Raw genomic sequence first — 23,071 nt, forward strand, 5'->3', positions numbered from 1 at the left:
ATAACGATTTATTTATAACCAAAATTCATACGAAAATGCAGGCACAAAAAAGCCTCGCATCAAGCGAGGCTTCTTGTTCAGCTACGGCTTACAGGAAGTTGTAAGTGTAGTTGAAGATCAGACGGGTCTGATCCTGGTCAGCCAGCGAGCTGGTGCCGGTGCCACGGTATACGCCGTGACGCAAGCTGGCGCCCAGGCCCTTGAAGGTGCCTTCCTGGATAACGTAGTCGACGCGAGCGTCACGTTCCCATTCGCTGAAGGTGCCGTTGCCGTTGGCGTTCTTGCCGTCTTCACCCTTCAGGTAGGCAACCGAGGCCTTCAGGCCCGGCACGCCCAGGCGTGCGAAGTCGTAGGCGTACTGGCCGAAGGTGGTGTTTTCACCGGCCTTGGCGAACTGGTTGATCATGCTGTCGGTGAACAGGTAGAAGCTGGAACCACCGGCGCCTTCGTTGCGGCCGTTGCCGTCAACCACGTTGCCTTGGTTCAGCCAGACGAAACCACCGTCGTCATTGACGCGCTGGTGGCCGAGCATCAGCGAGTGGCCACCCAGGGTGTAGGTGAACATCGCGGACCAGGTCTTGTTGTCGACCTCGCCAGTGTTCTTGGCATAACCGCCGTTGTTGCTGAAGCGGTAGCCGGCTTCGCCGTTCTTACCGTCGCTGCTGCTGTCGAAGTAGCGCAGGTCAGTCTTGAACGACTGGTCGTCAGCAATCTTGAACACGTGGGTCGCGCCCAGGAAGTGCTGCTTGTAGAAGTCTTCCAGGTTCGAGTAGTAGTACTGCAGGGTCAGGTCTGGGGTGAGCTTGTAGTCCAGGCCGCCGTAACGGAACTTGTTGCTGTCCTGGGTAGCACCGGCTACCGACAGGCCGGTACGGTTGCTCGAAGCACGGCCCATGGCGTGGGTCAGCTGACCGGCGTTGATGGTCAGATTGTCGATTTCCTTCGACTGGATGGTGCCACCCTCGAAGGTTTGCGGCAGCAGACGGCCATCGTTGGAGACCAGGATCGGCAGGTTCGGCGCCAGGGCGCTACCGTAGTGAACTTCGGTCTTCGAGAAACGCGCCTTGGCGTTGGCGCCAACGCGAGCCCACTGGCTTTCAGCCGAGCCGTCGCTGTCGCTCGGGAAGAAGCTGCTGTTGTCTGGGTGCTTGCCACGGCCACCATCCAGGTGGATACCCCACAGGGCCTGGGCATCGACACCGAAACCAACGGTGCCTTCAGTGAAGCCGGAGATGTAGTCGAGCTTGAAGCCCTGACCCGACTCGCGGTTGTCAGCACCGCCATCACGGTTGTCGTTGTTGAAGTACATGGTGCGCGAGCTGAGCGACAGTTTGCTGTCTTCGACGAAACCGGCAGCGCCTGCTTGTTGGGCGAGAACCCCCAGTGCCACGGCCAGGGCCAGGCTGGACTTGTACATGTTTTGCTCCTCTACGTTCTAATTTTTGTGTATCTCTGGCGGAGGGGTCTGCTGCCCCTTCTCACCGTGGATTGGCGATTTAGTCCCAAAGCGTGACCATTAAGTCAATCGTTTCTAAACGTTTCGCGACTTTGGTCTAAGGCGCCACCTGCGCTACAGGATAATGACAATCCTATAAATCCAAAATGACTGTTTTATGAATTGGTAAGATTTTTAAGGAATATGGTTGGAACCTTTACAGCCAAACGTTGTAGCAACGGCACCAGTCATAACCGCTGGTTATTTGCAAACGTTTGCTCATAACCTAATTCTGGATCGTTCTATAGGGTCGAAAAAGCCTAGCAGGCTCTCCTGATTTCGCCATGAGGCAGAATCTCCCCGCCCGCTGGCTTGCGCGATCCCTGTAGGAGCGGCCTTGTGTCGCGATGGGCCGCAGAGCGGCCCCGGCAATTTCTGCGGCGTAGCTGAATTCCTGAGGCCGCTTCGCGCCCTCTCGCGACACAAGGCCGCTCCTACAGGGATCGCGTCACAGCGGCAGACATTTGGCTTTTAAGCTAATTCTAAAAAGTTATTTATTTGGCAATTCTTAGATCATTTAATCTCTCGCCATCCATCGCCCTGATTGCCTGACGAGAGGTTCACCATGATCCCGCACGCTCCGCTGCGCCTGTTCGCCGCCCTGACTCTCGCCAGCACCAGCTGGTTTGCACAGGCCGCCGACCTGACCGTGGCCTACCAGACCACCGTCGACCCGGCCAAAGTGGCACAGGTCGATGGCGACTACGAAAAAGCCAGCAAGGCCAGCATCGACTGGCGCAAATTTGATAACGGTGCCGACGTGATCACTGCGGTGGCCAGCGGCGACGTGCAAATCGGCTACCTGGGCTCCAGCCCGCTGGCCGCTGCCGCCACCCGCAAGCTGCCGGTCGAGACCTTCCTCATCGCCACCCAGATTGGCGCCGGTGAAGCGCTGGTCGCCCGCGACAGCATCAACACCCCGCAAGACCTGGTCGGCAAGAAGGTCGCCGTGCCGTTCGTTTCCACCGGCCACTACAGCCTGCTGGCCGCCCTGAAAAGCTGGAACATCGACCCGTCCAAGGTACAGATCCTCAACCTGGCGCCGCCGGCCATCATTGCCGCCTGGAAGCGCGGTGACATCGATGCCACCTACGTCTGGGACCCCGCCTTGGGCGTGGCCAAGGAAAACGGCAAGGTGCTGATCACCTCGGGCGAACTGGCCCAGAAAGGCGCACCCACTTTCGATGCCTGGATTGTGCGCAAGGACTTCGCCGAGAAGCACCCAGAGGTGGTCAAGGCCTTTGCCAAGGTCACCCTCGACGCCTACGCCGACTACCGCAAGGACCCGAAAGCCTGGCTGGCCGACAAGGGCAACGTAGACAAGCTGGTGAAGCTGTCCGGCGCCAAAGCCAGCGACATCCCGGTGCTGCTGGAGGGCAACGTCTACCCATTGGCCGCAGACCAGGCCAACGCGCTGGGCGCGCCGACCACCCAGGCACTGACCGACACGGCCAACTTCCTCAAGCAGCAAGGCAAGGTCGACGCCGTACTGCCGGACTACTCGCCGTACGTCAGCGCCAAGTTCCTTCCAAACTGATCCGGAGCCCGTCATGGCCTTGCTCGAACTGGAGCGCATCAGCGCACAGTACCCTGGCGCCAGCACCCCGGTGCTGGCCGACATCAACCTGAGCCTGGGGCCACGCCAGCTGCTGGTGGCCCTGGGGCCGTCCGGCAGCGGCAAGACCTCGCTGCTCAACCTGATCGCCGGCTTCGTCGCCCCCAGCGGCGGGCGTATCACCCTCGACGGCGTACCGGTGCAGGGCCCTGGTGCCGAGCGCGGTGTGGTGTTCCAGGACGATGCCCTGCTGCCATGGCAGAACGTGCTGGGCAATGTCGCCTTCGGCCTCGAACTGGCCGGTGTACCCCGCGCCCAGCGTGAGGCCAAGGCCCGTGAAATGCTCGCCCTCGTCGACCTCGATGGCTTCGGCGAGCGGCGCATCTGGCAATTGTCCGGTGGCCAGAAGCAGCGCGTCGGCCTGGCCCGCGCGCTGGCAGCCGACCCACGGGTATTGCTGATGGACGAACCGTTCGGCGCCCTCGACGCGTTCACCCGCGAACAGATGCAGGAACTGCTGCTGCAGGTGTGGCAACGCACCGCCAAGCCGGTGTTCCTGATTACCCACGACATCGAAGAAGCGGTGTTCCTCGCCAGCGAACTGGTACTGCTGGCGCCCAACCCGGGGCGCGTGGTGGAACGCCTGCAACTGGACTTCGGCCAGCGCTATGCGGCTGGCGAATCGGCCCGGGCCATCAAGTCCGACCCCGCCTTTATCGAAACCCGCGAGCATGTACTGGCGCGGGTGTTCTCCCAACGCCAAAGCCTGCAGGAGCGCGCATGAGCAGCCTGGACCTGCCGGTAGCCGGCAAACACAACGCCCAAACCCGGCCAGCCGCCAAGCTGCGCCGGCCACTGTCCACTCGCTGGATCAGCACCCTGACCCTGGCCAGCCTGCTGCTGGTCTGGTGGCTGGTGACGGCCGCCGGCTGGATCGAGCCCCTGTTCCTGCCTTCGCCCGGCGACATCCTGGCCAGGGCCTGGACCCTGCTGACCCAAGGCTACATGGACGCCAGCCTGTGGCAGCACCTGGGCGCAAGCCTGGGCCGCATCGGCCTGGCGCTGGTAGCCGCCACCCTGACCGCGATCCCGGTCGGCATCGCCATCGGCTACAACCGCGTGGCCCGCGGCATCCTCGACCCGCTGATCGAGTTCTACCGGCCCATCCCGCCGCTGGCCTACCTGCCGCTGATCGTCATCTGGTGCGGTATCGGCGAGCTGTCGAAGGTGCTGCTGATCTACCTGGCGATCTTCGCCCCGATCGCCATTGCCACCGCCACCGGTGTGCGCACGGTCGACCCGGCCAAGCTGCGGGCGGCGCAGTCGCTGGGCGCTACCAAGGCCCAGCTGATTCGCCATGTGATCCTGCCCAGTGCGTTGCCCGACATCCTTACCGGCATCCGCATCGGCCTGGGGGTGGGCTGGTCGACACTGGTAGCCGCCGAGCTGATTGCCGCCACAAGCGGCCTGGGCTTCATGGTGCAATCGGCGGCGCAGTTCCTGGTCACCGATGTGGTGGTGCTGGGCATTTTGCTGATCGCCCTGATCGCCTTCGCCCTGGAAATGAGCCTGCGTGCCCTGCAACGCAAGCTGGTGCCCTGGCATGGGCAGAGCCACTGATTGCCGACTGACCACGCCGGCAACCCGGCGCCTAGCACGAGAAAAGACATGAGCCTGACCGTTACCCCCCTCAGCCCGGCCCTCGGTGCCCAGATCAGCGGCGTGGACATCAGCCGCGATATCACTGCAGAAGAGCGCGACGCCATCGAACAGGCGCTGCTCCAGCATCAGGTGCTGTTCTTCCGCGACCAGCCGATCAACCCGGAGCAGCAGGCGCGCTTTGCTGCCCGTTTCGGTGACCTGCACATCCACCCCATCTACCCTAACGTGCCGGAAACCCCGCAGGTGCTGGTACTCGACACGGCGGTCACCGATGTACGCGACAACGCCGTGTGGCACACCGACGTGACCTTTTTGCCGACCCCGGCACTGGGCGCGGTGCTCAGCGCCAAGCAGTTGCCGGCTTACGGTGGCGATACCCTGTGGGCCAGCGGCATTGCGGCCTTCGAAGCCTTGTCGGCGCCGCTACGTGAGATGCTTGATGGGCTGACCGCCACCCACGACTTCACCAAGTCGTTTCCGCTGGAGCGCTTTGGCACCACGCCGGAGGACCTGGCGCGCTGGGAGGCCACGCGGCGCAACAACCCGCCGCTGTCGCACCCGGTGGTGCGCACGCATCCGGTGAGTGGGCGCAAGGCGTTGTTCGTCAATGAGGGGTTCACGACACGCATCAATGAACTGAGCGAACTGGAAAGCGATGCGCTGCTGAGGCTGCTGTTCGCCCATGCGACGCGACCGGAGTTCAGCATTCGCTGGCGCTGGCAGGAGAATGACGTGGCGTTCTGGGACAACCGCGTGACCCAGCATTTTGCGGTGGATGATTACCGGCCGAACCGGCGGGTGATGCACCGGGCAACCATCCTTGGGGATGCACCCTTCTGATAGTCCGATGGGAGGCCTTCGGCCTCCAATCGCCGGCAAGCCAGCTCCCACAGGATTACCACAGGTTTGAAGATTGTGGGCTACCTGTGGGAGCTGGCTTGCCGGCGATGGGCCGCAAAGCGGCCCCGGCAATCTAACGGACCAGATGCAGGTACTGCATGTGCCGCTCGTACTGGTCGAGGATGTCGTTGATGATCTGCTCCTTGCTGTAGCCCACCAGGTCATAGTTCTGGCTGCCTTCGCTCAGGTGCACCTCCGCCCGGTAATAGCGGCGGTTCTTCAACTCTTGCGTACCCAGCCCACCCAGGGCGAACGATGGCGTGAAGTAGCCACGCATCTGCACCTGGTAAATGAACGGCTGTTCCTCGCCATGGCCAATCTTCAGGCTGACGTTGTCGTGGCTCGGGTCGTCCTGCGTAATCAGCACCAAGCCCTTCTGCTCGAACACCTCACGCACATCGGCAATCGCCGGGCGCACCACGTCGTCCATGAAGCGGTACACCTCATCACGCGACGGGAAGTGCACCGCCTGGCTCAGGCGCTGGCGCCAGCCACCACGGCCGCGACGTGACTGGGCGAACGGGGCCAGCGAGTGCATCTGCGCGATCTGCCGCTGCGACTCCAGGTAGAACGCCTTGTGCAGCCCCCACATCATGCACAGCAGAATCAGCGAGAACGGCAACGAGGTCAGCACCACCGCCGACTTCAGCGAATCGATGCTGCCGGCGAACAGCAGTGCGCTGGTGATCAGCGCGGTCATCGCGCCCCAGAAGATACGCAGCCAGTTCGGCCCGTCCTCGTCTGCGTCGCCACCCTTCGCCGACAAGGTCGACAGCACCACGGTGCCCGAGTCGGCCGAGGTCACGAAGAACACGAAGCTGATGAACACCGTGGTGGCGATCACCGCCTTGCTCCACGGGTAGGTTTCCAGCAGCAGGTACAAGCTCATCGACGGGTTATCCAGTGCCGACTGGCCCAACGCGGTCATGCCGTGGTTGATCACCTGGTCGAGGGCGCTGTTGCCGAAAATCGACATCCACGCCAGGGTGAAGCCCAGCGGAATCAGCAGTACGCCAAAGACGAACTCGCGGATGGTGCGGCCACGGGAGATACGGGCGATAAACAGGCCCACGAACGGTGCCCAGGCAATCCACCAGGCCCAGTAGAACACGGTCCAGCCGCCCAGCCAGTCGCGGTTATCACCGTAGGCATACACATCGAAGCTCTTGCGTGGCAGAGCGCCCAGGTAATCACCAAGGTTCTGGATCAGCGTGTTGAACAGGTGCTGGGTAGGCCCGGCAAACAGCACGAACAACAGCAACGCGCAGGCCAGGAACAGGTTGATGTCGCTCATCACCCGCACGCCCTTCTCCACCCCGGCTACGGCCACGGCCACTGCCGCGCCCATCATCAGGGTGATGAGGATCACCTGTACCCACTGGCTGTGGCTGATGCCGAACAGGTAGTCCAGGCCTGCGTTCAGGTGCAGTACGCCAAAGCCCATGTCGGCACCCAGGCCGAACACCGTGGCGATGATGCCGAAGCCATCCACTGCGTAGCCGATCGGGCCGTTGATGCGCTTGCCGATCAGCGGGTACAACGCCGAACGCAACGCCAGCGGCAGGTTGTGGCGGTAGGCGAAATAGGCCAGCGCCATGCCGACGAAGGCGAATACGCCCCAGCCATGCAGGCCCCAGTGCAGGAACAGGATCTGCATCGCCTGGCGCCCGGCCTCGGCCGTGCCCGCTTCGCCCTGGGGCGGTTGCAGCATGTGGGTCAGCGGCTCGGAAACACAGAAGAAGAACAGGGTAATGCTGATGCCGGCGGCGAACAGCATGCCGGCCCACGAGAGGTAACTGAACTCGGGTTCGTCGTGGTCGGCACCGAGCTTGATCTTGCCGTAGCCGGACAAGGCGGTGACCACCACGAAGACCAGGTACAGCGTCATGGCCAACATGTAGTACCAGCCGACCGTGTTGGCCGCCCAGTTCTGCGCCGCCAGCAGCCAGTCGCCTGCGGCTTGCGGGTTGGAGATGACCACCAGGCCAAAGATGAGGATGAAACTTGCCGCAAAGTAGAACACCGGGGGGTTCATGCGGATTTTGCCGTTGGCGGCGGAAGGGTTCGGTGCACTCATCGGGCGTGCACCTCGTCGAATGACGTGAGGTTCGGAATGAACGGGTTCAGCAAAGGAATCCTCCTGTTGAACACCGGCAGCGGACCAGCGTTTTTACATTGAACAAGCGTTCAAGTTAAACATGGATCGGATTTCAATGCGAATTGGGGCGCTGATTGGTGTTGTCCTGTACCGGCCCTTTCGCGGGTAAACCCGCTCCCACAGGTACTGCACAAGCCTCAGTCTTTGTGGGGTACCTGTGGGAGCGGCGGTGCGGCGATCCGATTTACCCGCGAAAGGGCCGGTACAGGCTAAGCAAATGCTAGATCAATTCTTGTCCTGGCAATCCAGCTGCAGGTTGGCCTGGGTGATGTTGCTTTCAGCAGGCACACTGCGGGTCAGCCACACATTGCCACCAATGGTCGAACCTTTGCCGATGGTAATGCGCCCCAGCACTGTGGCCCCGGCATAGATCACCACATCGTCCTCGACAATCGGATGGCGCGGCAGGCCTTTGTGCAGGGTGCCCGACTCATCGCTGGGGAAGCGCTTGGCGCCCAGGGTCACCGCCTGGTAGATGCGCACGCGCTCGCCGATGATCGCGGTTTCGCCGATGACCACGCCGGTGCCGTGGTCGATGAAGAAACTCGGGCCGATCTGCGCCCCCGGGTGGATGTCGATACCGGTGGCCGAATGCGCCAGCTCCGAGCTGATCCGCGCCAGCAGCGGCAGGCCGGCCTGGTAAAGGTGATGCGCCAGGCGGTGATGGATGATCGCGAGGATGCCCGGGTAGCACAGCAGCACTTCATCGACGCTGCGCGCGGCGGGGTCGCCGTGATAGGCGGCCAGCACGTCGGTGTCGAGCAGCACCCGCAATTCCGGCAGCGCAGCAGCAAAGCCCTGGATCAGCTTCAACGCATGGCCATCGACGCTGGCCAGTTCAGCCTTGCTTTGCCGGGCGGCATAGCGCAACTCCAGGCGCGCCTGGGTCAGCAAGGCGGTCAGCGCGGCATCCAGGGTATGGCCAACGTAGAAGTCTTCACTCTCTTCGCGCAGGTCCACAGGCCCAAGGCGCATGGGGAACAACGCGCCGCACAGTTGCTCCAGGATCTGCCGCATTGCTTCGCGCGACGGCAACTCGCGCCCGCCCTGCTCGCCAATGCTACGGCCATTGCGGGTGCGCCAGTGCTCACGGGCGCCGCGCAGGCCGGTGACAATGCTGTGCAACTGCCAGTGCGCGGATGAAGGTTGTTCGCTCACGGTTTTCTCCTGCCTGAGTCGGCCAAACTATTTTTATCGGCAGGTCAGGCCCTTTCGCGGGTAAACCCGCTCCCACAGGTACTGCACAGCATTCAAAGCCTGCGCGGCCAATGTGGGGGCGGCGGTGCGGCGATCCGATTTACCCGCGAAGTGGCCCACCCTGCTTACATACAGCCCACTCTACGGCAAATCCGTCCCTTGGAAAAAACAACGCTTTATTCCATCCTGCGCTAAGTCAGGCATAAGCCGCGATGACGGAGCGAGCATCCTCGCCTACCCTCAAAGCAGCCAGCACCTGACACAAATCAAAAAGGAAATAACAAAATAATTTTTTATTATTTCCTGGCCTAAGAAGCCAACTCTATAGTCGCCACCTCACTACTTACACAACAAGCGCGGGGCTCTGACATGTCGAAATTCGCCAAACCGCTACTCAACGCCAGCCTGGCCATCCTGCTGGGTGCCGGCCTGCTCAGCCAGGCTTTCGCCGGCGAGCAGTTGAAGACCATCCAGGAAAAAGGCGTGATCAACGTCGGCCTGGAGGGCACCTACCCCCCGTTCAGCTTCCAGGACGAGAACGGCAAGCTGGCCGGCTTCGAGGTGGAGCTTTCGGAACTGCTGGCCAAGGAGCTGGGGGTAAAGGCCAAGATCCAGCCGACCAAGTGGGATGGCATCCTTGCCGCGCTGGAATCCAAGCGCCTGGACGTGGTGGTCAATCAGGTGACCATCTCCGAGGAGCGCAAGAAGAAATACGATTTCTCTGAGCCCTACACCGTTTCGGGTATCCAGGCCCTGATCCTGAAGAAGAAAGCCGAGCAGCTGAACATCAAGTCGGCGCAAGACCTGGCCGGCAAGAAAGTCGGCGTGGGCCTGGGCACCAACTACGAGCAGTGGGTCAAGCAAGACGTCCCGAAAGCCGAAGTGCGCACCTATGAAGACGACCCGAGCAAGTTCGCCGACCTGCGCAACGGCCGTATCGACGCCATCCTGATCGACCGCCTGGCCGCGCTGGAATACGCGCAAAAAGCCAAAGACACCGAACTGGCCGGCGATGCCTTCTCGCGCCTGGAAAGCGGCGTGGCGCTGCGCAAGGGCGAGCCTGAACTGCTGGCAGCCATCAACAAGGCCATCGACAAGCTCAAGGCTGACGGCACGCTGGCCAAGCTGTCCGAAAAATACTTCGGTGCCGATGTCACCAAATGATTGCTGAAAGCCTGCAACTCGTTGTCGACTCCGCGCCCTTCCTGCTGAAGGGCGCGGGTTATACAGTGCTGCTCAGTGTCGGCGGCATGTTCTTCGGCCTGCTGCTGGGCTTTGCCCTGGCGCTGATGCGGCTGTCTAAGATCTTGCCGCTGAACTGGCTGGCGCGGATCTACGTGTCGTTCTTCCGCGGCACGCCGCTGCTGGTGCAGCTGTTCGTGATCTATTTCGGCATGCCGCAGATCGGCATCGAACTCGACCCCATCCCGGCTTCGCTGATCGGCCTGTCGCTGAACATGGCGGCCTACATCTGCGAAATCCTGCGCGCTGCAATTTCCTCGATCGACCGTGGCCAGTGGGAAGCTGCCGCCAGTATCGGCATGACCCGCGTCCAGGCCATGCGCCGGGCGATCCTGCCCCAAGCCTTGCGCACCGCCCTGCCGCCGCTGGGCAACAGCTTCATCTCGCTGGTCAAGGACACCGCCCTGGCGGCGACCATCCAGGTGCCCGAGCTGTTCCGCCAGGCGCAGCTGATTACCGCGCGCACTTTCGAAGTGTTCACCATGTACGTGGCGGTTGCGGTCATCTACTGGGTGCTGTGCAGCATCCTTGCGCACTTCCAGAACCGCATGGAAGCGCGGGTCAACCAGCATGACCAGGAGCAATGAGCATGATTGAAGTCAAAGGCCTGACCAAGCGGTTCAAGGGCCAGACCGTGCTCGACGGCATCGACCTGACCGTGCAGCCCGGCGAAGTGGTGGCCATCATCGGCCCCAGCGGCTCGGGCAAGACCACCTTCCTGCGCTGCCTGAACCTGCTGGAAACCCCAGACGCCGGGCAGATCAAGATAGGCGCCATCAGCATCGATGCCAACCGCCCGCTGGGTGGCCAGCAAAGTGCGATACGCCGCTTGCGCCAGCAGGCCGGGTTCGTTTTCCAGAACTTCAACCTGTTCCCCCATCGCACCGCCCTGGAGAACGTGATCGAGGGGCCGGTGATCGTCAAGAAGACGCCCCGCGAGCAAGCCATCGAGCTGGGTCGGCGCCTGATGGCCAAGGTCGGCCTGGCGGGCAAGGAAGACGCCTACCCACGGCGCCTGTCCGGGGGCCAGCAGCAACGGGTGGCCATCGCCCGCGCCCTGGCCATGGAGCCGGAGGTGATCCTGTTCGACGAACCCACCTCGGCACTGGACCCGGAGCTGGTGGGTGAAGTGCTGGCGACCATCCGCGGCCTGGCCGAGGAGAAGCGCACCATGATCATCGTCACCCACGAGATGAGCTTTGCCCGCGACGTAGCGAACCGGGTGATCTTCTTCGACAAGGGCGTGATCGTGGAACAGGGCGAGGCCAAGGCACTGTTTGCGGCGCCGAAGGAAGAACGTACCCGCCAGTTTCTGCGCAAGTTTCTCGGTACTGCTGCCTCCGAGTAACCTGTTCCGGCCCTATCGCCGGCAAGCCAGCTCCCACAGGTACATCACAGGGCTCGAATGATGTGGCGTACCTGTAGGAGCTGGCTTGCCGGCGATAGGGCCAGTAAATGAAAAGCAAATCCCATCCTTCTATACATATTCCAAAGAGTTAGTTCATAAACTTTTTATAAAGCATTAGGGTATATAAACCGGACCACCGGACCAGCACACTTTTGTCGCGACCAGCTGTAGCGACACAACTTTTTTGTGAGGTCAGGAATGGTCAGGATCACAATCACCCCAGTGCGTATCGCCAGGGCATTGAGTGCAGCCAAGGAGCGGTACTGATGTCCAGCCAGCCAAATACCCAATTCCATAGCGATCTCGACAGCTCGCCCCTGCTGCTGCCGGCCAAGGTACTGCGCAACGACGCCGAAGCCTTGCAAGCGGCCCGCGAACTGGCCGAGGTTGCCCGCGAGCAAGCCGCCCGCCGCGACCAGCAACGCAAACTGCCGTGGGCGGAGATCGAGCTGTTCACCCGCAGCGGCCTGGGCAGCATCAGCGTACCCAAGGCCCACGGCGGCCCCGACGTGTCGTTCGAAACCGTAGCCGAAGTGTTCCGCCTGATCAGCGCCGCCGACCCGGCGCTGGGGCAGATCCCGCAGAACCAGTTCGGCATGCTGCAACTGATTCGCCTGACGGCCACCGAGGCGCAACAGGCGCTGATCTTCGGCAGCGTGCTCGACGGCTGGCGCATCGGCAATGCCGGCCCCGAGCGCGGCACCAAGGACACGCTCACCCTCAAGGCCCGGATCACCCGTGCCGGCGACAGCTATCGCATCAGCGGCGAGAAGTTCTACTCCACCGGCGCCCTGTTCGCCCACTGGGTGGCGGTAAAAGCTCTCGACGAGGAAGGCCGTCAGCGCCTGGCGTTCGTGCGCCGTGGCAGCCCGGGGCTGCGCATCGTCGATGACTGGTCCGGGTTCGGCCAGCGCACTACCGCCAGCGGCACTGTGCTGCTGGACCAGGTGCCGGTAGACGCGGAGCTGGTGATCGATAACTGGCGCCAGCGCGACATCCCCAACATCCAGGGCGCAGCCTCGCAGCTGATTCAGGCGGCGATCGACGCCGGCATTGCCGAAGCGGCAATCGATGATGCGATCACCTTCGTGCGTGAAAAGTCCCGCCCGTGGATTGAAGCCAACGTGGACCGCGCCAGCGACGACCCTTATGTGATCGCCGACATCGGCAGGCTGAAGCTTGAGCTGCACGCCGCCGAAGCGCTGCTGCGCAGGGCCGCGCGGGTACTCGACGAGGTCAATGCTGCGCCCATCGATGCAGCCAGCGCGGCCCGCGCCTCGATTGCGGTGGCCGAGGCCAAGGTGCTGACCACCGAAATTGCCCTGCAGGCCAGCGAGAAGCTGTTCGAACTGGCCGGCAGCCGCGCCACCCTTGCCGAGTTCAACCTCGACCGCCACTGGCGCAATGCCCGGGTGCACACCCTGCACGACCCGGTGCGCTGGAAGTACCACGCGGTGGGCGCATACCACCTCAACGGCACCCTGCCTGCGCGGCATTCCTGGATCTGATTTGCTGCCTTTGGGGCTGCTGCGCAGCCCTTCGCGGGCACGCCCGCTCCCACAGGATTACCGCCGCCTGAACGGGCATCACTTTACCTGTGGGAGCGGGCAAGCCCGCGAAGGGCCGCGAAGCGGCCCCCGGAGAACTCTATGACAATCGCTATCATCACCAGCGACGCCCAGGCCCTGGCCGTCGCCGAAGACATCGCCCAGCAACTGCGCCGCGACAGCGCCCTGCGCGACCGCGAGCGCCGCCTGCCGCATGCTGAACTGGAGCTGTTCACCCGCTCCGGCCTGTGGGCCATCAGCGTGCCCAAGGCCTTTGGCGGCGCCGGCGTGTCCAACGTCACCCTGGCCAAGGTCATCGCCCGTATCGCCCAGGCCGACGGCTCGCTCGGGCAAATCCCGCAAAACCATTTCTACGGCCTGGAAGTGCTGCGGGTAAACGGCAGCCCCGAGCAGCAACAGCGCCTGTACGCCGAAGTACTCGCCGGCCGCCGCTTCGGCAATGCCCTGGCCGAGCTAGGCACCAAGACCGCCAACGAACGCACCACCCGCCTGAGCCGAGACGGCGAGGGCTTTCGCATCAACGGCCGCAAGTTCTATTCAACCGGCGCCATCTACGCCCAGCGCATTCCCACCTCGGTCGTTGATGACCAAGGCGTGCAGCAACTGGCCTTCGTCCCGGCCGACAGCCAGGGCTTGCAGGTGATCGACGACTGGAGCGGCTTCGGCCAGCGCACCACCGGCAGCGGTTCGGTGGTGTTCGACAACGTGTATGTCAGGGCCGCCGATGTGGTGCCGTTCCAGAGCGCGTTCGAGCGCCCCACCCCAGTCGGGCCGCTGGCGCAAATCCTCCATGCCGCCATCGACACTGGCATCGCCCGCGCCGCTTATGAAGATGCCCTGCACTTCGTGCGCACCCGCAGCCGCCCATGGGTCGACTCGGGCCTGGACAAGGCCACGGATGACCCGCTGACGCTGAAGAGTTTTGGTCACCTGGCGATCCGCCTGCATGCCGCCGAGGCCCTGCTGGAGCGTGCCGGCGAATACCTCGACCGCGCCCGCGACGACAGCACTGCCGACAACGTTGCCGCCGCCTCCATTGCCGTGGCCGAAGCACGTGCCATCAGCACCGAGACTTCCCTCGCCGCCGGCACCGCCCTGTTCGAACTGGGCGGCAGCCAGGCCACCCTGGCCGAGCACAACCTCGACCGCCACTGGCGCAACGCCCGCGTGCACACCCTGCACGACCCGGTGCGCTGGAAGTATCACGCCATCGGCAACTACTACCTCAACGATGCCAACCCGCCACGCCGGGGGACCATCTGATGGCCAAGCAGATTCTGCTCAATGCCTTCAACATGAACTGCATCGGGCACATCAACCACGGCCTGTGGACCCACCCACGGGACACCTCGACCCAGTACAAGTCCCTGGAGTACTGGACCAACCTGGCGCGCCTGCTGGAGCGCGGCCTGTTCGACGGGCTGTTCATTGCCGACATCGTCGGCACCTACGACATCTACGGCCAGTCGCTGGACGTCACCCTCAAGGAGTCGATCCAGCTGCCGGTCAACGACCCGCTGCTGCTGGTTTCGGCCATGGCTGCGGTCACCCGCCACCTGGGTTTCGGCCTTACCGCCAACCTCACCTACGAGGCGCCGTACCTGTTCGCCCGGCGCCTTTCCACCCTCGACCACCTGAGCAATGGCCGGGTGGGCTGGAACATCGTCACCGGCTACCTCGACAGCGCCGCCCGCGCCATGGGCCTTGAGCAGCAGCCCGAGCACGACCGCCGCTATGACCAGGCCGACGAATACCTGCAGGTGCTGTACAAGCTGCTGGAAGGCAGCTGGGCCGACGACGCCGTGGTCGCAGACCGCGAGCAGCGTGTGTATGCCCAGCCCGAAAAGGTGCGCAAGGTCAGCCACCACGGCGAGTTCTACAACGTCGAGGGCTATCACCTGAGTGAACCCTCACCGCAACGCACCCCGGTATTGTTCCAGGCCGGCAGCTCGCAGCGTGGCCTGGCGTTCGCCGGCAACCATGCCGAATGCGTGTTCATCAGCGGCCAGGACAAGGCCGCCACCCGCGCCCAGGTCGACAAGGTACGCGCGGCCGCCCAGGCCGCCGGGCGCGACCCGCAAGCGGTCAAAGTGTTCATGGGCATCACGGTGATCGTCGCCGCCACCGAGCAAGCGGCCCAGGCCAAGCATGCCGAATACCTGCGCCATGCAAGCCCCGAGGCCGGCGTCGCGCACTTCGCCGCATCCACCGGCATCGACTTTGCGGCCTATGGGCTGGACGAACCGATTGGCTTCAGCCAGGGCAATGCCATCCAGTCCGCCACGCGCCAGTTGCAGGACAACGCCTGGACCCGCCGTCGCCTTCTTGAACAGCACGCCCTGGGTGGCCGCTACGTAACCCTGGTCGGCTCACCGGAACAGGTGGCCGAACAGTTGATCGCCTGGGTCGACGAAACCGGGCTGGACGGCTTCAACCTGACCCGCACCGTCACCCCGGAAAGCTTCGAGGACTTCATCGACCTGGTCATCCCGCAGCTGCAACAGCGTGGCCGCTACAAGACCGCCTACGCCGAAGGCACCCTGCGCGAAAAGCTGTTCCAGGCTGACCACCCGCACCTGCCCGCCGATCACCCGGGCTCGACCTATCGCTTTACCCCGACCCCTGCCCCGACTGGAGCCCTGCACCATGCTTGAGAAACTGTTCCGGCCCGTCGCGGCCTTTGCCCTCACCCTGGGCCTGTCCGCCAGTGCCCTGGCTGCCGAACCGCTGAAGATCGGTACCACTTCTGCCTTCGCCATTCCGCTGGAAGCTGCCGTGGAAGAAGCGCACAAGCAGGGCCTGGAAGTGAAGCTGATCGAGTTCAGCGACTGGATCGCGCCCAACGTCAGCCTCAACAGCGGCGACATCGACGTTAACTACTTCCAGCACATCCCGTTCCTTGAAAACGCCAAGGCTGCGGCAGGCTTCAACCTGGTGCCTTACGCGCCGGGCATCATCAACAACGTTGGCCTGTACTCGAAAAAGTACAAGAGCTTCGCCGAGCTGCCTGAAGGCGCCAGCGTGGCCATCGCCAACGACCCGATCAACAGCGGCCGTGGCCTGCTACTGCTGGCCAAGGCCGGGCTGATCACCCTGAAGCCAGGTGTTGGCTACAAGGCCACCGAAGACGACATCGTCGCCAACCCGAAAAAGCTGAAAATCCTTCAGGTCGAAGCGGTTCAGCTGGTCCGCGCCTACGACGATGCCGACCTGGTGCAGGGCTACCCGGCCTACATCCGCCTGGCCAACACCTTCGATGCCACCTCGGCATTGCTGTTCGACGGCCTGGAAAACAAGGAGTACGTGATCCAGTTCGTCATCCGCCCGCAAAGCAAGGACGACCCGCGCCTGGCCAGGTTCGTCGACATCTACCAGCACTCGCCCGAGGTGCGCGCAGCGTTGGACAAAGCCCACGGCAAGCTCTACCAAGCCGGCTGGGAAGGCTGACATGAGCCAGGCCAGCGCGCTCAGGGCGCCTACACCACAACCATTGCCGCCAACGGTCAAGGAACAGGCCCTGCGCCCGGAGGTCAACGACGCCCATGTGCGCTTCATCGGCCTGGGCAAGACCTACCCTGGCCAGGCACAACCGGCCTTGCAAGGCATCGACCTGAACATCCGCCATGGCGAGATCTTCGGCATCATCGGCCGCAGCGGTGCCGGCAAGTCTTCACTGCTGCGTACCATCAACCGCCTGGAGCAACCCAGCCAGGGCCGGGTACTGATCGACCAGGTGGACATCGCACCTTTCGACGAGGACCACCTGGTGGCCCTGCGCCGGCGCATCGGCATGATCTTCCAGCACTTCAACCTGATGTCGGCCAAGACCGTGTGGCAGAACGTCGAGCTGCCGTTGAAAGTGGCCGGCGTGGCCAAGGCCGAGCGCCAACGCAAGGTGCGCGAGCTGCTGGAGCTGGTCGGCTTGGAGGAAAAGCACCACGTGTACCCGGCGCAGCTTTCCGGCGGGCAGAAACAGCGCGTCGGCATTGCCCGGGCGCTGGTGCACGACCCCGAGATTCTGCTGTGCGACGAGGCTACCTCGGCGCTGGACCCGGAAACCACCGCTTCGATCCTTGAGTTGCTGCGCGACATCAACCAGCGCCTGGGCCTCACCATCGTGCTGATCACCCACGAAATGGCGGTAATCCGCGATATCTGCCACCGGGTGGTCGTGCTGGAGCGCGGCGAGGTTGTCGAGCAGGGCGAAGTCTGGCGGGTGTTTGGTGCTCCACGCCACGAGGTCACCCGCACCCTGCTTGCGCCGTTGCAGGCCAGGTTGCCTGCCGCGCTGCAAGCCAGCTTGCGGGCCAGCCCGACAAGCCGCGACAGCGCTGTGGTGCTGAAACTGACCCTGCTCGGCGAACCCGAGCTGTCTGCTTTGTTCAACGACCTGGGCGGCAGCGTGCGCCTGCTGCAGGGCGGCGTGGAAACCATCGGCGAGCATGCCTTGGGGCAACTGATCCTGTCGGTGCAACACTCGCCGCACGACACCCATCAATTGCTGGAACGTGCCCGCCGCTGGGCCGAGGACGTGGAGGTACTGGGCCATGTGGTTTGATCGCCTGCTGGAAGGCTTGCTCGATACCTTGCTGATGGTCGGCGTGTCGTCACTGGTTGCCCTGGTGGTAGGGGTGCCTATGGCGGTGCTGCTGGTCACCAGCGACAAGGGCGGAATATTCGAAGCACCGCTGCTGAACCGGGTGCTGGGCGCCTTCGTCAACCTGTTCCGCTCGATCCCGTTCCTGATCCTGATGGTCGCGCTGATACCCTTCACCCGCCTGGTGGTAGGCACCACCTACGGGGTGTGGGCGGCGGTGGTGCCGCTGACCATTGCCGCCACGCCGTTTTTTGCGCGCATTGCCGAGGTCAGCCTGCGCGAAGTCGACCATGGTTTGGTGGAAGCTGCACAGGCCATGGGCTGCCGGCGCTGGCACATCGTCTGGCACGTGCTGTTGCCCGAGGCGCTGCCGGGCATCGTCGGGGGTTTCACCATTACCCTGGTGACCCTGATCAACTCCTCGGCCATGGCCGGGGCAATCGGTGCCGGAGGCTTGGGCGACATTGCTTATCGGTATGGCTACCAGCGCTTTGACAGCCAGATCATGCTGACCGTGATTGCCATGCTGGTGGCATTGGTGGCGTTGATCCAGCTGGGCGGGGACCGCCTGGCGAAGGGCCTGAACAAGCGCTGAGATATTAGGCTTGAGAGATTTAGCGCCTGTGAGATCGAGCGCCGCCCGCGCGGCGCATCGCGAGCGAAGCTCGCTCCTACATCTGTTTCGGGCCAATTATTACTGGGGGATTTTGCGCGAGGCCGTTTTGCCGTCCACTTCTGTCTCGCGTCGGGCAAACAAGGCGGTCGCGAGCAATGGCACTGGCGTAACTGGTCCGAAACAAACGTAGGAGCGAGCTTCGCTCGCGATGCGCCGCGCGGGCGGCGCTCGATCCCACAGGCGCTGCACGACCTGCGCCGGACATACCCTCAATCCCAGCGCAGATCCGCAGCCGGCACCGGCCGCCCGAACCAGTACCCCTGCCCCAGCTGGCACTGCTCCTGCAGCAGGAAGCTGGCCTGCTCCGCCTGTTCGATGCCCTCGGCATGCACCTGCATGCCCATGCTGCGTGCCAGGGCAATGATTACCCGCACGATCGCGATGTCATCTTCATCCAGGGGCAACCCGGCAACGAAACCCTGGTCGATCTTCAGCTTCTGCACCGGCAAACGCTTGAGCCGCAGCAACGACGAATACCCGGTGCCAAAGTCGTCGATGGCCAGGGTCACGCCCAGCTCTCGCAATCGGTGCAACTGCTCCAGCGCCACTTCCGGGTCTTCCATCACGGCGCTCTCGGTGACTTCCAGCTCCAACAGGGCCGGGGCCAGGCCGGTGTCGTGCAGCACTTGGGCAATCTGCCGGTACAGCTCGTGCTGGCCAAACAGCCGGCTGGAGATGTTCACCGCCACAAACGCCAACTGCCGGCCTTCGGCCTGCCACTGCACCATTTGCCGACAGGCCTGGCGCAGCACCCAGGTGTCGATTTCGGCGATCAGCCCGGTGCGCTCGGCAATCGGGATGAACTCGCCCGGCGGCACCAGGCCGCGCTGCGGGTGCTGCCAGCGCACCAGCGTCTCGACCCCGACCTGCCGGCCTGTCGCCAGGTCATGTACCGGCTGGAAGTACACCCGCAGCTCGTCCTGCTCCAGGGCCCGACGTAGCTCACCGGCGGTCTCGACCCGGTGCTGGGCGTGAGCGGTCAGCTCTTCGGTGTACAGCGCATAGCAGGCCCGACCATTGCTTTTGGCCTTGTACAACGCTGCGTCAGCATTACGCAGCAACTGCTCGGCGCTCAAGGCGTCGCTGGGGAACAGGCTGATACCGACGCTGGCACTGATGAACAGGCGATTTTCCTCGAGCAGGAATGGCTCGCGCATACGCTCGATGATGCACTGCGCCAGCTTGCCCGCCTGGCCGACCTGCTGGCAGTTTTCGGCCAGCACGCCAAACTCGTCGCCGCCCAGGCGCGCCAGGGTCACGCCGTTGCCCAGCACCTCGCCCAGGCGCTCGCCCACCAGCTTCAGCAACTGGTCACCGATGGTGTGGCCCAGGCCGTCATTGATACTCTGGAAATGGTCCAGGTCCAGCAACAACAGGGCACAGCCGCGCTTGTTGGCCTGGGCGGCCGCCAGGGCTTGCTCGACCCGGTCGCTGAACAGCAGGCGGTTGGGCAGGCCGGTCAGCGGATCGTGGTGGGCCAGGTAGGCCAGCTCCTGCTCCGAATGCTTGATCGCACTGATATCACTGAACACCGCCACGTAATGGCTCAGCTCACCGTCGTCATCGCGGATGGCGCAAATGGTCTGCCATTGCGGGTAGATCTCACCGCTTTTGCGCCTGTTCCAGATTTCGCCGCTCCACTCGCCCCGCGCGGCCAGGGTGGCAAAGATCTGCTGGTAGAACGCCTGGCCATGGCGGCCCGATTTGAACTTGCTCGGGCGCTGGCCGATCACCTCGTCCTGCTGGTAGCCGGTGATGCGCATGAAGGCGCGGTTGACGTGCACGATCAGGCCCTGGCGGTCGGTGACCAGCACACCTTCGAGGGTGCTGTCGAACACTGCAGCAGCCATACGCAGCCGCTCCCGGTCCTCCCCACGCAAGCGTGCTCCAATGCCGATGAAGTTCAACAGCCTCACGCGCGAAACATAAATGAGCACGGCGCTGAACAGCACCCACAACACCACATTGATCTGCCGCCCCACAGTCAGCGCCAGGGGGTCGTCAGTCATGCCGTGCAGCATCACCTCGGCCAGCGCCAGCCAGAGGATCGAGAGCACCACATACAGCGCAGCCATGCGCAAGGCGTCGCGAACGGAAACAGACATGTCGGGTGGGATTGGCCATCAGAAAGGAAGGGCGATTATAAAGGTTCTGGTGCTCTATGGGGGCGGGCGCGCCCGCTCCCACCTCGACCGCGTGAAACATCGCGTGGTCAGCTTTGACTGGTTTTATTTCCCCGCCAAGGGATAATCAGCCCTTCCCCCCCGCATTTCGAGGGTATTTACACCTATGTGGTACAACGGCCTGCTCGACTTGTCGGCCTGGCAACTGGTCGGCATCACTCTGCTGATGACCCACGTGACCATTGTCAGCGTCACGGTCTACCTGCATCGCTACTCCGCGCACCGGGCCCTGGAGCTCAATGGCGCGCTCAAGCATTTCTTCCGCTTCTGGCTGTGGCTGACCACAGCGCAGAACACCCGCGAATGGACCGCCGTCCACCGCAAGCACCACGCCAAGTGCGAAACCCCCGACGACCCGCACAGCCCGGTGTACAAGGGCCTGGGCACGGTGCTGCGCAAGGGCGCCGAGCTGTACCGTGAAGAGGCGCGCAACCCCGAAACCCTGCGCATCTACGGCAAGAACTGCCCGGATGACTGGATCGAGCGTAACCTCTACTCGCGCTATAAGCTGGGTGGCATCGTGCTGATGGCAGTGATCGACCTGCTGCTGTTCGGCACCGCCGGCATCACCATCTGGGCAGTACAGATGATGTGGATTCCGTTCTGGGCCGCCGGCGTGGTCAACGGCCTGGGCCACGCGCTCGGCTATCGCAACTTCGAATGCCGCGACGCTGCCACCAACCTGGTGCCATGGGGCATCGTCATCGGTGGCGAAGAGCTGCACAACAACCACCACACCTACCCCAATTCGGCCAAGCTGTCGGTCAAGCGCTGGGAGTTCGACATGGGCTGGGCGTGGATCCGCCTGTTCTGCCTGTTGCGCCTGGCCAAGGTGCAGCGCGTGGCACCCATCGCCCACCGCGTGGCGGGCAAGGCCAGCCTGGACATGGACACTGCCATGGCCATCCTCAACAACCGCTTCCAGATCATGGCCCAGTACCGCAAGCTGGTGATCGGCCCGCTGGTCAAGCAGGAACTGGCCCGGGTGGACGCCTCGGTGCGCCACCATTTCCGCCGCGCCAAGCGCCTGCTGTCGCGCGAAACCAGCCTGCTGGAAGACCGCCACCATGTGCGTATCGAGTCCATGCTTGCCCATAGCCAGGCGCTGAAGACCATTTACGAAAAACGCCTGGCCCTGCAGCAGATCTGGGCGCGCACCAGCGCCAACGGCCACGACATGCTGGCTGCCATGAAGGACTGGATACACGAGGCCGAAACCAGCGGCATCCACGCCCTGCGCGACTTCGCAGCACAACTGAAAACCTACTCCCTGCGCCCGACTGGCGCCTGACCGCCGTTGATCGGCACGCCCCATTGCGGTGCGTGCCGTTCGGAACTTAGCCACCTCGACGCCACTCAAATTTGGCACATCGCCCGCGTGGCGGGCCAGATGCTGGCCGCACGCTTTTACGTCGAGACCCGCTTCGTGCACATGGCCAAGAACATTCCAACGACATTGCCCGGCACCTCACCTCCCGAAGCCGCCCAGACTTTACTGGCGCTACTCCACGCCCAAGGCGAGGTAGCCCGCCTGAGCGAGCGCGACCAGTTGTTCAGCTCGTTGCTGGACAGCGTTAACGCGGTGCTGTGGGCCTTCGACTGGGAAACCCGTCAGGTGCTGTACGTAAGCCCCGCCTACGAGCGCATCTTTGGCCGCCCGGCCAGCCTGGTGCTGGCCGACTACAACGAATGGCGCGACAGCATCTACCCTGACGACCTCGAGTTTGCCGAACGCAGCCTGGCCCAGGTGCTGCTCAAGGGCTCGGTGGAAGACCGCGAGTACCGCATCCTGAATGCCGACGGGCAACTGCGCTGGCTGAGCGACAAGTGCTACATCAACCAGCAACACGAGGGCGACCGGGTAATCATTGTCGGTATCGCCGAAGACATCACCGAGAAGAAACAGCTTGAAGGCGAACTGCAGCGCCTGGCCACCACTGATGTGCTGACCCAGAGCAGCAACCGCAGGCACTTCTTCGAATGCGCCCAGCAGGCCTTTGACAGCGCCCGGGAAGACGGTACGCCGCTGGCCTTTCTGCTGCTGGACATCGACGACTTCAAACGCATCAATGACAGCTACGGGCACCAGGAAGGCGACCAGGTGCTGCAACACATCGCCGACAGCGGCAAGGCCGTGCTCCGCCGTGGCGACCTGTTCGGGCGCATTGGCGGCGAGGAGTTTGCGGCGGTGTTCCCCGGTTGCAACACGCAAGTGGCCGAGCAGATTGCCGAACGCTTGCAGCGGCAGATTCAGCGTTTGAGCTTCAACCATGGCGAGCAGACGTACGGGGTGACCGTGAGCCAGGGGCTGACCGGGCTGACCGAAGAAGATGTGGCCCTGGACAGCCTGTATGCCCGGGCCGATGCGGCGATGTATCAGGCCAAGCGGCAGGGCAAGAACCAGATCGTCCTCGGCTGACCCATCCCCCG

The 23,071-nt window shown here is 63.4% G+C and carries 19 protein-coding genes; 15 read left to right on the forward strand and 4 right to left on the reverse strand.

What is annotated here, in order from left to right:
* Positions 1-88 precede the first annotated feature (88 nt).
* Positions 89-1,417 (reverse strand): OprD family porin, encoded by a 1,329-nt coding sequence (locus N805_RS21175; RefSeq protein WP_019472324.1) that lies wholly within the window; start codon positions 1,415-1,417, stop codon positions 89-91.
* A gap of 643 nt (positions 1,418-2,060) precedes the next feature.
* On the opposite strand from N805_RS21175, the gene tauA reads away from it, so the two are divergent.
* Genes tauA through tauD form a run of 4 tightly spaced genes read left to right on the forward strand, consistent with a single transcriptional unit; the run spans position 2,061 to position 5,552 of the window.
* Positions 2,061-3,032: a taurine ABC transporter substrate-binding protein gene (tauA, locus tag N805_RS21180; protein ID WP_019472325.1), complete on the forward strand. Its 972-nt coding sequence runs from the start codon at positions 2,061-2,063 to the stop codon at positions 3,030-3,032.
* 13 nt (positions 3,033-3,045) lie between these two features.
* A complete protein-coding gene (gene tauB, locus N805_RS21185; RefSeq protein ID WP_016497543.1) occupies positions 3,046-3,834 on the forward strand; it encodes a taurine ABC transporter ATP-binding subunit in 789 nt (262 codons plus the stop codon).
* Positions 3,831-4,670 (forward strand): taurine ABC transporter permease TauC, encoded by an 840-nt coding sequence (gene tauC / locus N805_RS21190; protein WP_019472326.1) that lies wholly within the window; start codon positions 3,831-3,833, stop codon positions 4,668-4,670. The genes tauB and tauC overlap by 4 nt, the downstream gene beginning before the upstream one ends.
* Positions 4,671-4,718: 48 nt before the next feature.
* On the forward strand, positions 4,719-5,552 hold the full coding sequence (gene tauD / locus N805_RS21195; RefSeq protein WP_019472327.1) for a taurine dioxygenase: 834 nt from the start codon (positions 4,719-4,721) through the stop codon (positions 5,550-5,552).
* Between the two features lie 133 nt (positions 5,553-5,685).
* On the opposite strand, the gene betT is transcribed toward tauD, so the two are convergent.
* Together betT and epsC are read right to left on the reverse strand one after the other, a co-directional pair.
* Complete coding sequence (gene betT / locus N805_RS21200; RefSeq protein WP_207911616.1) at positions 5,686-7,647, reverse strand: choline BCCT transporter BetT; 1,962 nt, start codon at positions 7,645-7,647, stop codon at positions 5,686-5,688.
* A gap of 348 nt (positions 7,648-7,995) precedes the next feature.
* The gene (epsC, locus tag N805_RS21205; protein ID WP_019472329.1) at positions 7,996-8,928 is read right to left on the reverse strand and encodes a serine O-acetyltransferase EpsC; all 933 of its coding nucleotides are present in this window, start codon (positions 8,926-8,928) and stop codon (positions 7,996-7,998) included.
* 408 nt (positions 8,929-9,336) lie between these two features.
* Between epsC and tcyJ the strand changes: the two genes are divergently transcribed.
* From tcyJ to N805_RS21250, 9 genes are all read left to right on the forward strand, one after another.
* A complete protein-coding gene (gene tcyJ, locus N805_RS21210; protein WP_019472330.1) occupies positions 9,337-10,131 on the forward strand; it encodes a cystine ABC transporter substrate-binding protein in 795 nt (264 codons plus the stop codon).
* Complete coding sequence (gene tcyL / locus N805_RS21215; RefSeq protein WP_016497537.1) at positions 10,128-10,796, forward strand: cystine ABC transporter permease; 669 nt, start codon at positions 10,128-10,130, stop codon at positions 10,794-10,796. The genes tcyJ and tcyL overlap by 4 nt, the downstream gene beginning before the upstream one ends.
* A gap of 2 nt (positions 10,797-10,798) precedes the next feature.
* Positions 10,799-11,557 carry an L-cystine ABC transporter ATP-binding protein TcyN gene (gene tcyN, locus N805_RS21220; RefSeq protein ID WP_019472331.1) on the forward strand — a complete coding sequence of 253 codons (759 nt, stop codon included), beginning with the start codon at positions 10,799-10,801 and terminating at the stop codon, positions 11,555-11,557.
* 326 nt (positions 11,558-11,883) lie between these two features.
* Complete coding sequence (locus N805_RS21225) at positions 11,884-13,125, forward strand: SfnB family sulfur acquisition oxidoreductase (RefSeq protein ID WP_019473725.1); 1,242 nt, start codon at positions 11,884-11,886, stop codon at positions 13,123-13,125.
* A gap of 141 nt (positions 13,126-13,266) precedes the next feature.
* Positions 13,267-14,448, forward strand: a complete 1,182-nt coding sequence (locus tag N805_RS21230) for an SfnB family sulfur acquisition oxidoreductase (protein ID WP_019473684.1) — start codon at positions 13,267-13,269, stop codon at positions 14,446-14,448.
* On the forward strand, positions 14,448-15,839 hold the full coding sequence (locus N805_RS21235; RefSeq protein ID WP_019473683.1) for an LLM class flavin-dependent oxidoreductase: 1,392 nt from the start codon (positions 14,448-14,450) through the stop codon (positions 15,837-15,839). Before N805_RS21230 ends, N805_RS21235 begins: the two co-directional genes overlap by 1 nt.
* Positions 15,832-16,632 (forward strand): MetQ/NlpA family ABC transporter substrate-binding protein, encoded by an 801-nt coding sequence (locus N805_RS21240; RefSeq protein WP_019473682.1) that lies wholly within the window; start codon positions 15,832-15,834, stop codon positions 16,630-16,632. The genes N805_RS21235 and N805_RS21240 overlap by 8 nt, the downstream gene beginning before the upstream one ends.
* Position 16,633: 1 nt before the next feature.
* On the forward strand, positions 16,634-17,743 hold the full coding sequence (locus N805_RS21245; RefSeq protein WP_019473681.1) for a methionine ABC transporter ATP-binding protein: 1,110 nt from the start codon (positions 16,634-16,636) through the stop codon (positions 17,741-17,743).
* Positions 17,733-18,377, forward strand: coding sequence for a methionine ABC transporter permease (locus N805_RS21250; RefSeq protein WP_019473680.1), 645 nt, complete (start codon positions 17,733-17,735; stop codon positions 18,375-18,377). Before N805_RS21245 ends, N805_RS21250 begins: the two co-directional genes overlap by 11 nt.
* 290 nt (positions 18,378-18,667) lie before the next feature.
* Here N805_RS21250 and dibA read toward each other — a convergent pair whose 3' ends face one another.
* The gene (gene dibA / locus N805_RS21255) at positions 18,668-20,563 is read right to left on the reverse strand and encodes a phosphodiesterase DibA (RefSeq protein WP_019473679.1); all 1,896 of its coding nucleotides are present in this window, start codon (positions 20,561-20,563) and stop codon (positions 18,668-18,670) included.
* A 184-nt stretch (positions 20,564-20,747) separates the two neighbouring features.
* Here dibA and desA point away from each other — a divergent pair, with 184 nt between their 5' ends.
* Both desA and N805_RS21265 read left to right on the forward strand, forming a co-directional pair.
* On the forward strand, positions 20,748-21,932 hold the full coding sequence (gene desA / locus N805_RS21260) for a delta-9 fatty acid desaturase DesA (protein WP_019473677.1): 1,185 nt from the start codon (positions 20,748-20,750) through the stop codon (positions 21,930-21,932).
* 99 nt (positions 21,933-22,031) lie between these two features.
* On the forward strand, positions 22,032-23,060 hold the full coding sequence (locus N805_RS21265) for a GGDEF domain-containing protein (RefSeq protein WP_019473676.1): 1,029 nt from the start codon (positions 22,032-22,034) through the stop codon (positions 23,058-23,060).
* The last annotated feature ends 11 nt before the right edge of the window (positions 23,061-23,071 follow it).

Source organism: Pseudomonas putida S13.1.2 (assembly GCF_000498395.2).
In the GTDB taxonomy this organism is placed as follows: Bacteria; Pseudomonadota; Gammaproteobacteria; order Pseudomonadales; family Pseudomonadaceae; genus Aquipseudomonas; species Aquipseudomonas putida_Q.

What these genes read in the sequence shown, in the direction of transcription:
- N805_RS21175 (WP_019472324.1), bottom strand. Translation starts at nt 1,417, where the DNA reads ATGTACAAGTCCAGCCTGGCCCTGGCCGTGGCACTGGGGGTTCTCGCC.
- tauA (WP_019472325.1), top strand. Translation starts at nt 2,061, where the DNA reads ATGATCCCGCACGCTCCGCTGCGCCTGTTCGCCGCCCTGACTCTCGCC.
- tauB (WP_016497543.1), top strand. Translation starts at nt 3,046, where the DNA reads ATGGCCTTGCTCGAACTGGAGCGCATCAGCGCACAGTACCCTGGCGCC.
- tauC (WP_019472326.1), top strand. Translation starts at nt 3,831, where the DNA reads ATGAGCAGCCTGGACCTGCCGGTAGCCGGCAAACACAACGCCCAAACC.
- tauD (WP_019472327.1), top strand. Translation starts at nt 4,719, where the DNA reads ATGAGCCTGACCGTTACCCCCCTCAGCCCGGCCCTCGGTGCCCAGATC.
- betT (WP_207911616.1), bottom strand. Translation starts at nt 7,647, where the DNA reads ATGAACCCCCCGGTGTTCTACTTTGCGGCAAGTTTCATCCTCATCTTT.
- tcyJ (WP_019472330.1), top strand. Translation starts at nt 9,337, where the DNA reads ATGTCGAAATTCGCCAAACCGCTACTCAACGCCAGCCTGGCCATCCTG.
- tcyL (WP_016497537.1), top strand. Translation starts at nt 10,128, where the DNA reads ATGATTGCTGAAAGCCTGCAACTCGTTGTCGACTCCGCGCCCTTCCTG.
- tcyN (WP_019472331.1), top strand. Translation starts at nt 10,799, where the DNA reads ATGATTGAAGTCAAAGGCCTGACCAAGCGGTTCAAGGGCCAGACCGTG.
- N805_RS21225 (WP_019473725.1), top strand. Translation starts at nt 11,884, where the DNA reads ATGTCCAGCCAGCCAAATACCCAATTCCATAGCGATCTCGACAGCTCG.
- N805_RS21230 (WP_019473684.1), top strand. Translation starts at nt 13,267, where the DNA reads ATGACAATCGCTATCATCACCAGCGACGCCCAGGCCCTGGCCGTCGCC.
- N805_RS21235 (WP_019473683.1), top strand. Translation starts at nt 14,448, where the DNA reads ATGGCCAAGCAGATTCTGCTCAATGCCTTCAACATGAACTGCATCGGG.
- N805_RS21240 (WP_019473682.1), top strand. Translation starts at nt 15,832, where the DNA reads ATGCTTGAGAAACTGTTCCGGCCCGTCGCGGCCTTTGCCCTCACCCTG.
- N805_RS21245 (WP_019473681.1), top strand. Translation starts at nt 16,634, where the DNA reads ATGAGCCAGGCCAGCGCGCTCAGGGCGCCTACACCACAACCATTGCCG.
- N805_RS21250 (WP_019473680.1), top strand. Translation starts at nt 17,733, where the DNA reads ATGTGGTTTGATCGCCTGCTGGAAGGCTTGCTCGATACCTTGCTGATG.
- dibA (WP_019473679.1), bottom strand. Translation starts at nt 20,563, where the DNA reads ATGTCTGTTTCCGTTCGCGACGCCTTGCGCATGGCTGCGCTGTATGTG.
- desA (WP_019473677.1), top strand. Translation starts at nt 20,748, where the DNA reads ATGTGGTACAACGGCCTGCTCGACTTGTCGGCCTGGCAACTGGTCGGC.
- N805_RS21265 (WP_019473676.1), top strand. Translation starts at nt 22,032, where the DNA reads ATGCTGGCCGCACGCTTTTACGTCGAGACCCGCTTCGTGCACATGGCC.